The following is a 12,047-nucleotide window of genomic DNA, read 5'->3' on the forward strand; positions in this document are numbered from 1 at the left end:
GGCCGGGGGCGGCATCACGGGCGCACCGTGGCGTCTTGTTCCTGGACGAGGCAATGATACTCCAGACACCCCCCCGTGAATCCCGAGAAATGCTCCGGATCGAACCTCTGGCGGCTCTGATGGGTCGAGACTCCGAAACGACGCACTATTGGCTTGCGACGAACTCGGTTCGAGTCACGGTCGAGACCTGAGACTTTAGTTGTTCCATCTGTTGATGGAAAGTTGTCATGATCATTGCAATTGCCACAGGGTCCACCTGGCTTCGTCCTAGTGGAAGACGAAGAGCTTTGCTGTTGTCATCTACATATTGGTTCATCTTGTCGCACTCAGAATTTACTGGGTCAGTGGCTATCTCTCGCACCCGCCATGCGGACTCAACGTAGGCCGCGTACGCTGAATTAAGGGCCGTGTAGGAGCCGTCGAGCTCTTCCTGACTCAGAGCCGGCGAGCCCTTTTGTACCGAATCGGAATAGGTCTGAGCGGCGTTTTCGTACTGTGTAGCTTTGGTGAGATAGTTCGTGTACTCAGTCAGACGCTGGGAGCGTAGAAAATCTGATTTAGATTGGGCTGCTGCCGCGTTAACCGCATCGGCTGCTCCCTGTCGGGCTATTTCGGCAGTTTTGACTGAGGTATCAGACGCGATGTTGGCTGTAACGACGGAGATGGTGCCTGTCACGAGCACACCCACCGCGGCACCAATGACTGCCCACGTAGCGGGATTAGTGGACACATGCAGTCTGTGGAAGAACCCACGCAATCCGGAGGTACTACCAGTTCCAGGCGCAGCCATACGCTCACGATACTCGCGTATCACTACCCTAGCTACGACGTGCTAAGGCATGGTTTCGCTGGGCCAATTAAGCCAGCACAGGCTGGCTGTCCCAAGCCTGTGCTCCTTCGTTGGTACCCTTGCCTGAGTATTCCGAACGAGCACGGGGTGAGCCTTGAAGGTCTTTATTAGCTGGTCAGGCAAGAAGAGCATGGAAGTTGCCAAGGTGCTCAAGTGGTGGATTGAGCAAGTCATTGCTACAACAGAGGCGTTCGTTAGCGATGATGACATAGCGCTAGGCACCCGGTGGTCGGATCGAATCAAGAATGAACTCGCCGAAACCAAGATCGGTATTATCTGCGTTACTCCAGACAATCAATCGGCACCCTGGATCAGCTTTGAAGCAGGAGCGATATCTAAAGCTGTAGACGGACAAGATAACAAGGTAGTGCCCGTTCTCATCGACTTCAAGCATAAAACTGACTACAAAGGGCCGCTATCGGAGTTCAATCTGGCGTTGCTCGACCGTGAGGGACTTCTCAAGTTGGCTAAGTCGGCCAACGCTAGTCTCACGAAGTCGAGATCGGATGCCGACGTCTCTGAGGCTTTTGATGTGTGGTGGCCGAAGCTCGAGGAAAAATTGGCGGCGATAAATGAGGAGCAGCCCGCCGACGTACAACCGGAACGTGAGACGAAGGACATTGTCTCGGAAGTCCTAGACATAGTAAGAGACCTTCAGAGGCAGGGCTCTGGAATCAGTTCGCGCCGCCCTTACGGACATACCGTTGAAGACGCAGTGCGAGGGATGCGCGCTCCGCAGGATGACCACATGCGCAACGAACTCACTAGTCACCTACTTAGGGACGTCAGTCGCTTGCTACATGAATTCGGTGTCCTTGGGACTGTTGTGCTCGATGTCGGTCACTTAAGGGTAATAACAACGACGCCGCTGACTGGAGCGCAAACCGCTGACGTCCAGGAGGCGGCTCTGAACTACTTGAGTATCGTGAACGCGACGAGCATCGAGGTAGACCCGTACGCCGTTGATACATCACAGAAGGCGCGGCAAGCTGCGGTCACTATGCAACGCGAAGGTGAATGATGTCAGTCGACGGTGGCAGCCTGACAACTGCGGATCTCGTGCGTATTCGGGACACGTTGCCGGCCTTGTCAGCGCAACATGGTCTGAAGATAGGTCCGCCAGGGATTGCGCGACCTGCAGACATGTATTTTGTCGCTGCTGACACCTCTCTGGATGAAGCTCTGGAGGCAGCGGCGGCAACCGGAGCCGCCATGGTCTTCCCAGAATACGAAGAATTCGATCCCGAAGACCTCATCAGCGACGATCCTGATGCGATTGAAAACCCCGACGTTGCGAAGATTATGGCCTCAGTGGCCCGACACAAGGGGAATATCACCCAGGTTTCGGTCCATTGGGCAACAGCTGGCCTCCTGTGTTCATGGCAGGCAGAGGCGGCATGGGTGGAACAGACAAAAGAGAAGATCAAGCTTGCAGTCGGAAAGGCCGGAAGTTTCAAGATGCAGCAGTTCGCCGACCAACAAGCAACAAAGCGAGTGAACGCAGAGAAGCTGGTTGAGGAACTTATGTCGGACCCGCAGTTCCGTGCCTCGCCTGCTAGAGAGCGCATAGCGGTTGCGAAGGCTATTCTCCCTATCTCTGAGAATGACAGGGATAGTACCCGAGATTTAGCGCTGGCCTACGTGTCGAGCCGGGCTGCGGCCGAGTCCGTAAGGTTGGAATTGGAGATCAAGAAGAACCTGGATCAAATCGCGACCGAACTAGCCGCGACAGCCGAATGGGCGATGACGCCCCTGGCACGGCCTCGAAAGACCCTAGCCTCTCAACACCTCCTGAAGATTACCGATGGATGGTCGATGCCTCCAGCCTTAGCGGAAGTTCTCAGGGACCGGGCCGCTCAGCTCAACGGAGATTCGTAGGAGTTTAGGCTTCGTGAGCCTGGTGGGCCACCAGATCGGCAATCTTCGCTATTAGTTGAGAAGATCTCACCTTCAAAGCAACTCCACTAATCTGCGTGGATTTGTTTAGGTAAGTGATGAGATCAAACTCCTTCATCTGCCGTCTATTGTATCAATAATCCCATTGACAATAAATAGCCTTCCCTCATAATCAGCGGCAGTAGTGATCGCATTCAGTGGTTGCTCGCACCTAGCCCTATGAGGGGGTGAAAGATTATGGGATATCGGAACATACGGACTTCCGACATTAGCGGGAAGGTTCTCGATGACGACCAGGTAATCACAGTCGTCGTTCGGGGGCTCGGAAAGCTCTTCGACGCTTCAGCTGAAGAGCTGGAAGGGTTGAAGCGACTCACTAACGTCGTTGAAGTTGAGCTTCGCCACGCGGACGGTAAGGAGGAATCCTTCATCGTCAGCAAGGCGGACTTCGACAAAGTCGTGACCAGTGACGTCCTGGCAAACGCCGACAACATCCGGGGAAGAAGGAACGGGTTTACACCCAAGACTTCCTGACCAAGGAGGTGATCCCTAAAAGCGGCCCGCCATCCAGATTTGAGTTTTTCTCTCTGGGTGGCGGGTCTTTAAATTGAAAGAAGCCCCGGTCATAAGACTGGGGCTCTTCCACGATTTAGGTAGGTACGACTCTGACGCATGCAATCATCGCGTTCCTTTCAGCGTGCAGCAGGATCGTTGTGTACGCCTGTTGCCAGTCATCAAACACTCGATCATGCTCGCGCCAGAGATTGTCCTCAAGCCGCTGTGCATGGACTTTGAAGTGCTCGGCCTCTAGCAGGATGGCGACGTACCAAAGAGGCACGTCCTGCGGCTCTCTCTGGTCGTTCACACGTCCTAGCAGCACCACGTCACCCTGAAGTGCCTGCTTGCCCCTCAGGAAGGTTGCATGGCACCACAGGAGCAGCGTGGCACGCCGGTTAGTCGGCAGTTCAAGATAGACGGCGCTTTCACTCTGGAACAGCGAAGCATCAGGCCGGTTCACTGCGAACCGTTCAACCTCACCGCCTAGTGTCGCCGTGAGATCAGAGAACTCCTGTAGCTCCAGCGGTTTGTCGTTGTCCGCAGGAATCAAAATCCCCTTAGGCAACTTCATCACCTGCCGGAACTACCCGCGTCTGCTCTACTGCAGTCCAAGCTTGAGCCTTCAGCAGCGCGTAGTTCGCCGCCTCAAAGTAGTCATCGAAGCGGCGCAGGTTGCCGTTGAACTTAGTTGGATGGTCAAACGTTTGGAACTCAGCCTTGTAGGACTTCGTTTCAAACAGGAGTTCAACCACGTTGGCCGGGGCGTCAGTGGTGTTTCCATCTTTATCGGGGTGGCCGACAATAAGGACGTCACCGACGATCGCATCACGGTGACGGATGCTCGGGAACAGCAACCAAAAGAGCAAGGTCGCCCTCCGGTTGATCGGCAGCTTCTCAAGCTTGCCTTCCTCGTTGATGATGAGTGAAGCCATGAGCGGTCCGAGGTCGATGATCTCGATGTAGCCGCCAACTGCTGCTTGCATACCCGCCAGGTTCTCGATTGCCACCTTGTAAAGGGGACGCTCTTCGTCCTGTGGTATCTGGATTGCGTGAATCACGCTGATCACTTCCTTCTAAATCGTGAAAGGTTCACTGCGTCCGATTGGGCGCAGTGTTCCGTTAGCGATCAGAAGAGGCTTGTGCCACCTCGTAAGTATTGATCAATTAGATCTCTAGCCTGGTCGAACCCGACAGCGAACTCAGCCTTGTAGCCGCGGTCCCGGAGCTTTTGCAACATCTCGGCCTGCTCTTCAATATGAGGATTTGCCCGAAGCGTGCCGTCCTTCTTGTACAGCTCGACGCCCTCTGCCTTCAGCTCGATTGCCAGGAGTGGATACTCGCCGTACATCACATGGCTTGGCTCAAAGATCGTGATGTCAGGGAAGCCGGCACTGCTTTGGAGTCGCTTGTGACGCATGGCTACCTGTGGCGGTAGCTTGAGGCCGGCCGCAAAATCTGTGCGCCACACCGCGTAGGGATAGCGCAGCCGCAAGTAGTCGCACACCTGTTGGTGCAACATGGCTTCAGACGCAAACCTGACAGGCCTACGCATCATAGACGCCGTGCTGACGCAGCTTCATGTTGAGGCCGATGATCGTGTTGATGGTGTGGATCGACTCAGCACTGGCATTGCAAAGAGCAACGGACACCCTGCCGAGATAGACAACAGCCGTCTCCCGTTGTTTCAAAATTTCTTCGGTGTCGTCCGTCTCGTCAAAGACTGGTCGGATCAACTCACTCACCACTGACCTCGGCGTGACAGCGCTGCTCAAGCTCGAAGGCGACAAACGCTAGCTCTCGGCGGATCTGCTCGCGCCGTTCGGGCGCGTGATGAATCTCAGTAAGGCTGGCGAACAGTTCGTCATGGCGCTCATGGAGCTGATGTGTTGGTGATCCTAAAATTCGATCGTGTTGCATTACATAGGGGCTCCTCACCCGGTCCCACCTGCAACTCGTTCAATCACAGACGCATTGCAGGCAGGACTAGGTGCTGCACCAGGGGGTAATCAAAAGGAGGGTAACCGTGGTTGGTGCAGCGAGTTCGTTGTGTTGGAAGGTGCAAGTACAGACGAGCCATTTGCGAGGGTTCATTCGTCTGCCCACGGAGACCAGTCAGCGTCTATCTGATGGGGCTGCGTGGAATAGATTGACCAGGCGACTGGAACTAGTCATTGTGAACGGCCTGCGGGAGTTTCACCCAACAATGTCAAAGTGTGGAGCTCGGACAAGGCATGCTGGCAAGTTTTCACCGTTCACGGCTAGTGGTTTGGTCGCATCAGGTGCTTGCTGCGACCAGTCGCTGGGTCAATCTGGTTGTAAAAGTTCTGGATGCACAGGATGCCGTTGGCGTGGGAATATGCCACCAACACGGTCTAAGGCGGGCAGCCTGTGATGATCGTCTGGAGTTAGCAGTTGCCTACAATGAGATTGGCCGTGCCTGGTGGGCAGACAACGAGCAACTAGCTTTTACGAGTGGAGGCGGCGACGTGCTGCGGCTCTCTTCACGATTATTTCTTCAGACGGTAATTTCTCAAAGTACAGATGGATGGATTCAAGTTCACTAATAGTGTGTTTCTCCTGGCCACAGTTTGAAGCAGCGCGTGATTCTTGTCAATCAGTTATCCACAGCTTTCTGCTCTTGTTCAAGGGCGGCGACTCGCTGCTCAATTATTTTGTAATCAATAGTCGTGCTAGTGCTGCCGTCGATTTGTTTTTGATTTACAACAGCACCACCTATGTAACGACACCCCTGTAGTGGTTCTATCATTTTTAGCTCATCCAAACGTGCGGCACGTTCTCGTTTGGCAACTTCATCCTTGTGGACGTACTCACCGTTCGTAGTGAGGTCATTGATAGCAGACTTGTACTCAATGTCAGCCATGGTTTTCTCGGATGCTTTTAGCCGTTGGTTAATAATCTGTTCGATTAGATCAACGTGCATATCAGTGGGGTAGTGTTTACCGCTGCGAGCATACTGGATGATGTGGCGCAAATATCTGTCGGGTGTCGTCCACTTATTTAGAAGCTCAATACCAGCTGTCCACTCCTTGTCGTCTGGTGCTGAATTGGTGAACGTAAACTCCTCGCCAGCTGCGAGAGGAGTGTTTGGGGTGGTCATGATTCAGTCCCCTCATTGTCAACCTTGGCTTTCAGCGCTTGCCTTCGGTCACCAACGTATCTCTTTCTTAGGAAGGAGCGTACTTTCCCTAGATGCCTGGCTAGTCGCTTCTTTTGCATTAGTGCATAGTTACTCATATCTCTCTTACCTTTCCCTTATCAACATCCTCAACGGTGAGGCCGTAGTGATCAGCTGTGCGCTGTGCCCATTCGAGATCGCCCTGGCTTTCAGTAGCCCAGTACCAATAGTCCGCGGGGCCAAACCACATCGCCGATCGTTCATAGCGCTGAAGTTCGTACGCATACCTGGCGAGGTCCTTGTCCCAGATCCGAACAAGTCGTCGAGTTCCTGCGGGATGTTCTGGCTCCGGAATACTAATCTTTGGCTCAAGAGGGGTCTCGATGTCCGCTTTCTTCTTCTTGAAAAATTTCATATCACCTCCTTGTGCTTTCATATTTGATGCGGCCATTCATACCCGCGCCTCCATGGCCTGGCTGTGGATCAGAGCGATGTCGGCAATGGCCAGGTTCAAGTTCTGGTACTTGCCTCGCCTCACGTCCAGGAAGACTCCGTAGACCTGCTCTTCAAAGGACAGTGCTTGCTTCTCGCGGATCTCAGCTGCAAACTCGCTTGCTGGCGATGGGGTGGGCTGCACGAGCGTCACGCGTGAACGCTTCGGCGGTGTCTCCCTGAGGCCTTTGTCGTAGGCTTCCCACTCTTTGACTGCACGGATCTCATTTGCTGTCAGCCCGCCGACGACTCCACGCTCCGGGTACGTGCGGTTGAGCGCTGCTTCTAGGCAGGCCGGCTGGATGACACAGCGGGCGCAGATAGCTTTGGCAGTCTTGGATAGGAAGGGCTGTTTATGGCCATCCGAGTCGAAATACTTAGATACGACAGAGGGAGCTAAGTCCATGCAAGCGCCTCCCTCTAGGTCTGGAAAGCGCTCACTCATACACCGCCCTCGGTAGTTGAGCTCGCCGGGATGATGGGCTTGGGCTTTATATATTTGTGCCACTTTTGATGAAGAGGAATCACAGTCTTAAGTACGTTGTCTTTTCCAAACCAGAAGACGACGTTCTTATAGATGACGAAGTTGCTCCGATGGGTTATGGCCTGTTTGTCCATGTAGCGGCTGAAGGTTCCTCGAAGCTCTTGGCGTCGTGTGCCGTTCGTTAGGGCTTCTTGGAACAGCTTCGAGACGTCGGATACTCCTATCCGCTTTCGTGCTCGAAGGTCAGCGTGGGCGGTTGTTTGTCCTTGTACGGTGCTCATACAGCTGGCTCCTGGCCATCAGTACCGTCGTAGATGTAGAACCACCTTGCGCCCTTGTCGTGAACGCTCCGTATCTGGTGACCTTCGTGCTTCAGATCGAGGATGCGTGCCGGGTAGCGCCAGGCAATCTTCCTCAGCTCGAAGTTGGATACCTTGCCCTTGGCCTTCAGTAGCTTCAGGATCTTGGCGGTTTGGGTGAGAGATTCGCTCACTTCTTCGCCTCGCACGTGAGCTCTTCCTTGATGACTGGATGGGTCCTGCCGTCAATGTCGACGTCGGTCGCCACCTGCTTACTAGCCACGCTCGGTAGACCGCCGTTCGCTTTACATATCGCGAGGGCCTGCTCGGCCGTGCTCGGCTGCGGTGGACTCTTTGGCTGAAGCGCGAAAAATATGGGTAGGCCAACGCATACCGCAAGGGCGAAGATCACGCCTCCGGTGGTCAGGATCAGTTGAGTGTCCCTTGTCATGACCGCGCCCCCGCTATTACCACCACGACCAGCACGACGATGATCGTCAGGACGGCGATGCCTGCTCCGATCCAAAGTGGTGACAGCACCCACCACCACGACCAGTTGATTACGTGAGTGAGCTTCAAGACGATGAAGACGATTGTGAGAACGATAGACGTGCTGCCGATTACATCGTTGGATGAACTTGATGATTCCGAAGCCATATTCAGTTATTCCTTGGTGCGCTGCACCGTTACTTAGTTAGAGGGATTCCAAAGACACCATCTGCCCCAACGTACTGTGGCATGTGTCCATCCCATTTGTTGATTGCTTGTAGGCGTAGGTAGTCAGGTGTGAGCGTCGTTGCTTGAACCTCTTGAGCCTTGGCCTGTGTCTCGGCTGACTGCAGCTCGTACTGAGCCTTCTGCGCGTTCTGCTGAGCAACCTGTTTGGCTTCGATAGCTTGGTCAAACGCAGTGCTGAAGTTGAAGTTGACGATGCTGATGTTGTCGACGGTGATACCTCGTTCGCCCAGCTTGCTTGAGATAGCTTTGAGCGCCGACGCCTCAACCACTGGTCGCTTTGAAATCAGCTCTTCAGCGTTGAACTGGCTGACGGTCGCCTTGATGGTCTCCTGTAGGAGTGGGTCGATGATGCGAGTCTTGTAGTCAACGCCAACGGTCCGGAAGACCGTGCCGGCTGTGTTTGGCGTTAGGTGGTAGTTCAAGGCAACGGTCGTCGTGACGGTTTGAAGGTCATTGCTCGCTGCGCTGGCGTCCTGCTGTTCCTTCTGAACCTGGACATTCATCTTTGTCAGCGACTGAATCGGCCACGGTGCCTTGATCAGCACGCCCGATCCGGTTTGCGACGTGACGTTACCGAAGGTCGTGATGATCGCTATATCTCCGACTCCGACGATGCGAAAGCAGAAGATCAGAAACAAGATAACGAGTAGCACGATGCCGACTGTGATCGACGCCCCTTTGTGCGATGAGGCTTTAGTTTGTTGTTGGTCCATATATTCTCCTTATTTAGTTATGCCACGTACTATGAGCTACCGTCCAATTTTGTAAATACAAAATGGGTGTAATAAAAACATCGCACTGTGGACAGTTCGTGTGGTCCTTGGCCACTCCCGCACATCGAGTTGTAAGAACTAATGATTGTTAGTTTGACGATGTGGGGGAGTGAGCAACGACTAGACGTTGTCGACGTCCATGCCCAGGGCTTCGCAAGCGTCCCGGTAGGCCAGGGTTTCCTCTATGTCGGCCTGCGGGGGAGTGACGACATACCAGGAGTCCCTGTGTTCGCCGGTTTCAAGTTCGAGGCGCACTTCCACGGTCATTTCCTCGGCGGTGCGTGAGGTTACGGCAATGCGGGCCGAACCAAGCATCGTAGTGATGGTGCGTTCGTTCGAGTTGGTTTCGTTGTCTTGTTTGAAGTCTCTTTCCATGTGTGGTTCCTTGACGGCTAACCCTCCTTATGGGCGGCAAGGCCGTGCTTATCGGTTCTGGTGCAGCTTCAGTTGCTCTTTCTCCGGTGTCTCCTGTGCCGCCGTTGCTGCTTGCTCGACGTTCTCGTACTCCATCAGCGCCATCAGCTCTTGCTTGAGCGCTTCTTTCAGCACAGTGAAGGTGATCTCTGTCTCCTTGCGAAATGCGGCGATGCGGGCAGCTCGGAGAACGGTGTTCTTCACGTAGCCTCCGGTGATTTCGTATGAGGCTAGTAGGTCCCAGTCGATGTCGGCTGCCAAGGGTGCCTTCTTCGGGAACATGCGACGCCAGATCTGTTTGCGAAGCTCCTGGCTTGGCATCTCGAAGCGCACTTTGACGGCGATACGCCTGTCGAGCGCTTTGTCGAGGTTGGTGGAGTGGTTCGTCGTGAAGACGGTGACGCCGCGGTGGTTCTCAAGCTTGTTCAGCAGGACGTTTACCTGGCTCACCTCCCAGGATGCGCGAGCACGCTCACGGCTGCCGAGAAGGGAGTCACACTCGTCGAAGAGGATGACGTCTTCTTTGTGCTTGTCGAACAGCTCTGCGATCTTCTTTTCCGTCTCGCCGACGTACTTGTCCATGACCTCGGCCGCAGTGATGGTGATCAGCTTCTTACCTAGGTAGTCAGCGACGGCCTGAGCCATCAGAGTCTTACCGGTCCCTGGGAGGCCGTGGAACAGGAGCGATACGCCTGTGCCCTTTTCGATTGTGTCCTTGAATCCCCACTGGTTGAAGATGAGGTCGCTGTTCTCGACGAGCGACAGGGCTTCGACGATCATCTGCTTCTTGTAAGGCTCGATGATCACGGTTTCGAACAGACTCTTGTCTGCGACTCTGAAGTACTTGCCATGCTCGTATTCATCATTGATGACGTATTCGTAGCCCGTGACCTTCACCGGCTTGGTCTTCTTGTCCTTGCCGTAGCCGCATTCTTTGCAGTAGAAGCGAGAGCTGGTCACTTCAGCGGCACACTTCGGGCAGTTAGCAAGTCCTTCAACCCAGCTGTACTTCTGGCTGGTGCCCAGGTCGTAACCATTGATTGTGTAGCTGAACGGATTGCCTGTGAAAGAGATCTCGTATGGATTGTTGGCCATTACTCGAGGTCCCCCAAGTCGTGCTTGTTCATCTTGCCGACCCTTCGCGACGCGCGGTCCACGCTCTCGCTCATCGTGTTCACGGCCTCAACCTCGAAAGTCTTGACGATGAGCATTGTGAGGGAGTCAGCCACGTTGCTGGCTTCCTTGGCTTTGCCTTCATCCAGGAACTTGTCGACAGCCTTGGCCAGGCTGCCCATCAGGTCGATGGTGACTTGGGCTCGTTTGTTTGTTAGGTCTTCACTTATCATTTGGTCCTCCTTGGACTTGTTACATATTTAGTGCCTCCTTGTTTGTGCAAGAGTAGGGATTTGTGGAAGGTGCAAGTTTGTGGCTTGACTCGGGTAGTGTAGCGAAAGCGACCTTTTTATGCGCTTTTGCTCGTATTTAGTCCATATAATCTATACGCCCAATTGTTTGTAGCGACGCCAACGCAGCTCACCCCTTAAATCGTTGCGATCTATGTAGGTCTGCAACGTTTTACGGTTAACGTCAAGCAATCGGGCAATCGCGGCGATTGAAACTTTCTTTTCCATGTAGGCCAGAATCTCGTCGTTCTTGCCATGCAGCTTGTAATGCTCTGGCTTGTAACTGCCCGCGGGCCTGCCCAACACGACGCCTTCAGACTTCTTGCGGGCCAAGGCTTCCTTCGTCCTGGCTGAAATCATGCTGCGCTCGATCTCGGCTGCGAGTCCAAACGCGACTGCCATGACCTTTGAGTTGAGATTGTCGGCAAACGTGATGTTCTCTTTGATGGATACAACTTGGACGTTGCGGTCGATGCAGAGCTGAATTGAGTTCAGTACCGTCACGATGCTTCGAGAGATGCGACTGATCTCGCTGACTATCAGCATGTCGCCGGCTTCCAAGCGGTCCAGGAGAGCCCCAACCTTACGGTCTTTGACTCTTACTGTTCCGCTCACTACTTCTTCGTCCCATTCATCAACCGTGATCGAGTGGTTGTCGCAGTATTTCTGGATTTCGTACCGCTGATTCTCGAGCTCCTGTTTGTCGGTGCTGACACGGACGTAGGCGATAACTTTGGCCACTAGGATGCTCTCTCCGTTGAGTACCTCTTCACGAGGGCGTTGAGGCGGGCTATTTCCAGTTGCCCGTACGATTCCCGTCGCGTCATTCGTGAGAGCTTGACGCCCTTCTTTCGAAGCATGGTTGCGCGTTGCTTAGCAGCGGCACTGGTCATTCCGGTGGTCTTTAGGACTTCATCGATGTCCTTGGCCGTAACCAAGGCGATGACAAAATCTTCATTTGAGACGTACTTGCTCATGATTCAGCTCCTGCCGCTCGTGAGATT

Annotated in this window: 23 protein-coding genes; 4 read left to right on the top strand and 19 right to left on the bottom strand. The window is 54.0% G+C overall.

Going from position 1 to position 12,047, the window contains the following annotated elements:
- Nucleotides 1–145 precede the first annotated feature (145 nt).
- Nucleotides 146–676, bottom strand: a complete 531-nt coding sequence (locus AHiyo1_RS04040; RefSeq protein ID WP_148667396.1) for a hypothetical protein — start codon at nucleotides 674–676, stop codon at nucleotides 146–148.
- Nucleotides 677–944: 268 nt separating this feature from the next.
- On the opposite strand from AHiyo1_RS04040, the gene AHiyo1_RS04045 reads away from it, so the two are divergent.
- The 3 genes from AHiyo1_RS04045 to AHiyo1_RS04055 all read left to right on the top strand — a co-directional run bounded on the left by AHiyo1_RS04045 (nucleotide 945) and on the right by AHiyo1_RS04055 (nucleotide 3,280).
- Nucleotides 945–1,871, top strand: coding sequence for a toll/interleukin-1 receptor domain-containing protein (locus AHiyo1_RS04045; RefSeq protein ID WP_113990546.1), 927 nt, complete (start codon nucleotides 945–947; stop codon nucleotides 1,869–1,871).
- A 122-nt stretch (nucleotides 1,872–1,993) separates the two neighbouring features.
- Nucleotides 1,994–2,728 carry a hypothetical protein gene (locus AHiyo1_RS04050; protein WP_148667397.1) on the top strand — a complete coding sequence of 245 codons (735 nt, stop codon included), beginning with the start codon at nucleotides 1,994–1,996 and terminating at the stop codon, nucleotides 2,726–2,728.
- 255 nt (nucleotides 2,729–2,983) lie between these two features.
- The gene (locus AHiyo1_RS04055) at nucleotides 2,984–3,280 is read left to right on the top strand and encodes a hypothetical protein (protein ID WP_059387683.1); all 297 of its coding nucleotides are present in this window, start codon (nucleotides 2,984–2,986) and stop codon (nucleotides 3,278–3,280) included.
- Nucleotides 3,281–3,395: 115 nt separating this feature from the next.
- On the opposite strand, the gene AHiyo1_RS04060 is transcribed toward AHiyo1_RS04055, so the two are convergent.
- From AHiyo1_RS04060 to AHiyo1_RS24445, 5 genes are read right to left on the bottom strand one after another with little or no spacing between them, the layout of a single operon-like run.
- On the bottom strand, nucleotides 3,396–3,869 hold the full coding sequence (locus AHiyo1_RS04060) for a hypothetical protein (RefSeq protein ID WP_148667398.1): 474 nt from the start codon (nucleotides 3,867–3,869) through the stop codon (nucleotides 3,396–3,398).
- The gene (locus tag AHiyo1_RS04065) at nucleotides 3,862–4,371 is read right to left on the bottom strand and encodes a DUF3846 domain-containing protein (RefSeq protein ID WP_059387685.1); all 510 of its coding nucleotides are present in this window, start codon (nucleotides 4,369–4,371) and stop codon (nucleotides 3,862–3,864) included. Before AHiyo1_RS04065 ends, AHiyo1_RS04060 begins: the two co-directional genes overlap by 8 nt.
- Nucleotides 4,372–4,430: 59 nt before the next feature.
- A complete protein-coding gene (locus AHiyo1_RS04070) occupies nucleotides 4,431–4,823 on the bottom strand; it encodes a VRR-NUC domain-containing protein (RefSeq protein WP_172465487.1) in 393 nt (130 codons plus the stop codon).
- Between the two features lie 25 nt (nucleotides 4,824–4,848).
- Nucleotides 4,849–5,046, bottom strand: a complete 198-nt coding sequence (locus tag AHiyo1_RS04075) for a hypothetical protein (protein WP_148667399.1) — start codon at nucleotides 5,044–5,046, stop codon at nucleotides 4,849–4,851.
- A complete protein-coding gene (locus tag AHiyo1_RS24445) occupies nucleotides 5,039–5,221 on the bottom strand; it encodes a hypothetical protein (protein WP_059387688.1) in 183 nt (60 codons plus the stop codon). The genes AHiyo1_RS04075 and AHiyo1_RS24445 overlap by 8 nt, the downstream gene beginning before the upstream one ends.
- A gap of 314 nt (nucleotides 5,222–5,535) precedes the next feature.
- Between AHiyo1_RS24445 and AHiyo1_RS25385 the strand changes: the two genes are divergently transcribed.
- The gene (locus AHiyo1_RS25385; protein WP_216363126.1) at nucleotides 5,536–5,868 is read left to right on the top strand and encodes a hypothetical protein; all 333 of its coding nucleotides are present in this window, start codon (nucleotides 5,536–5,538) and stop codon (nucleotides 5,866–5,868) included.
- 50 nt (nucleotides 5,869–5,918) lie between these two features.
- On the opposite strand, the gene AHiyo1_RS04085 is transcribed toward AHiyo1_RS25385, so the two are convergent.
- From AHiyo1_RS04085 to AHiyo1_RS04145, 13 genes are all read right to left on the bottom strand, one after another.
- Nucleotides 5,919–6,422: a hypothetical protein gene (locus tag AHiyo1_RS04085; RefSeq protein ID WP_059387689.1), complete on the bottom strand. Its 504-nt coding sequence runs from the start codon at nucleotides 6,420–6,422 to the stop codon at nucleotides 5,919–5,921.
- Nucleotides 6,423–6,555: 133 nt separating this feature from the next.
- On the bottom strand, nucleotides 6,556–6,855 hold the full coding sequence (locus AHiyo1_RS04090; protein ID WP_059387690.1) for a hypothetical protein: 300 nt from the start codon (nucleotides 6,853–6,855) through the stop codon (nucleotides 6,556–6,558).
- 36 nt (nucleotides 6,856–6,891) lie between these two features.
- Nucleotides 6,892–7,338: a WhiB family transcriptional regulator gene (locus AHiyo1_RS04095; protein ID WP_059387691.1), complete on the bottom strand. Its 447-nt coding sequence runs from the start codon at nucleotides 7,336–7,338 to the stop codon at nucleotides 6,892–6,894.
- A 35-nt stretch (nucleotides 7,339–7,373) separates the two neighbouring features.
- Nucleotides 7,374–7,697: a hypothetical protein gene (locus AHiyo1_RS24450; protein ID WP_059387692.1), complete on the bottom strand. Its 324-nt coding sequence runs from the start codon at nucleotides 7,695–7,697 to the stop codon at nucleotides 7,374–7,376.
- Complete coding sequence (locus tag AHiyo1_RS04105) at nucleotides 7,694–7,909, bottom strand: helix-turn-helix domain-containing protein (protein WP_059387693.1); 216 nt, start codon at nucleotides 7,907–7,909, stop codon at nucleotides 7,694–7,696. The genes AHiyo1_RS24450 and AHiyo1_RS04105 overlap by 4 nt, the downstream gene beginning before the upstream one ends.
- On the bottom strand, nucleotides 7,906–8,166 hold the full coding sequence (locus AHiyo1_RS04110; protein WP_059387694.1) for a hypothetical protein: 261 nt from the start codon (nucleotides 8,164–8,166) through the stop codon (nucleotides 7,906–7,908). Before AHiyo1_RS04110 ends, AHiyo1_RS04105 begins: the two co-directional genes overlap by 4 nt.
- Entirely contained in the window at nucleotides 8,163–8,372 is a 210-nt protein-coding gene (locus tag AHiyo1_RS04115; RefSeq protein ID WP_059387695.1) for a hypothetical protein, read from the bottom strand. The genes AHiyo1_RS04110 and AHiyo1_RS04115 overlap by 4 nt, the downstream gene beginning before the upstream one ends.
- Before the next feature lie 29 nt (nucleotides 8,373–8,401).
- On the bottom strand, nucleotides 8,402–9,166 hold the full coding sequence (locus tag AHiyo1_RS04120) for a prohibitin family protein (protein ID WP_059387696.1): 765 nt from the start codon (nucleotides 9,164–9,166) through the stop codon (nucleotides 8,402–8,404).
- A 180-nt stretch (nucleotides 9,167–9,346) separates the two neighbouring features.
- The gene (locus AHiyo1_RS04125; protein WP_059387697.1) at nucleotides 9,347–9,601 is read right to left on the bottom strand and encodes a hypothetical protein; all 255 of its coding nucleotides are present in this window, start codon (nucleotides 9,599–9,601) and stop codon (nucleotides 9,347–9,349) included.
- A 48-nt stretch (nucleotides 9,602–9,649) separates the two neighbouring features.
- A complete protein-coding gene (locus AHiyo1_RS04130) occupies nucleotides 9,650–10,735 on the bottom strand; it encodes an ATP-binding protein (protein ID WP_059387698.1) in 1,086 nt (361 codons plus the stop codon).
- Nucleotides 10,735–10,986, bottom strand: a complete 252-nt coding sequence (locus tag AHiyo1_RS04135) for a hypothetical protein (protein WP_059387699.1) — start codon at nucleotides 10,984–10,986, stop codon at nucleotides 10,735–10,737. The genes AHiyo1_RS04130 and AHiyo1_RS04135 overlap by 1 nt, the downstream gene beginning before the upstream one ends.
- 150 nt (nucleotides 10,987–11,136) lie before the next feature.
- Nucleotides 11,137–11,784, bottom strand: a complete 648-nt coding sequence (locus tag AHiyo1_RS04140) for a recombinase family protein (protein ID WP_172465488.1) — start codon at nucleotides 11,782–11,784, stop codon at nucleotides 11,137–11,139.
- A complete protein-coding gene (locus AHiyo1_RS04145; RefSeq protein WP_059387700.1) occupies nucleotides 11,784–12,020 on the bottom strand; it encodes a hypothetical protein in 237 nt (78 codons plus the stop codon). Before AHiyo1_RS04145 ends, AHiyo1_RS04140 begins: the two co-directional genes overlap by 1 nt.
- Between the last annotated feature and the right edge of the window lie 27 nt (nucleotides 12,021–12,047).

This window comes from Arthrobacter sp. Hiyo1 (assembly GCF_001263615.2).
Taxonomy (GTDB): domain Bacteria; phylum Actinomycetota; class Actinomycetes; order Actinomycetales; family Micrococcaceae; genus Arthrobacter.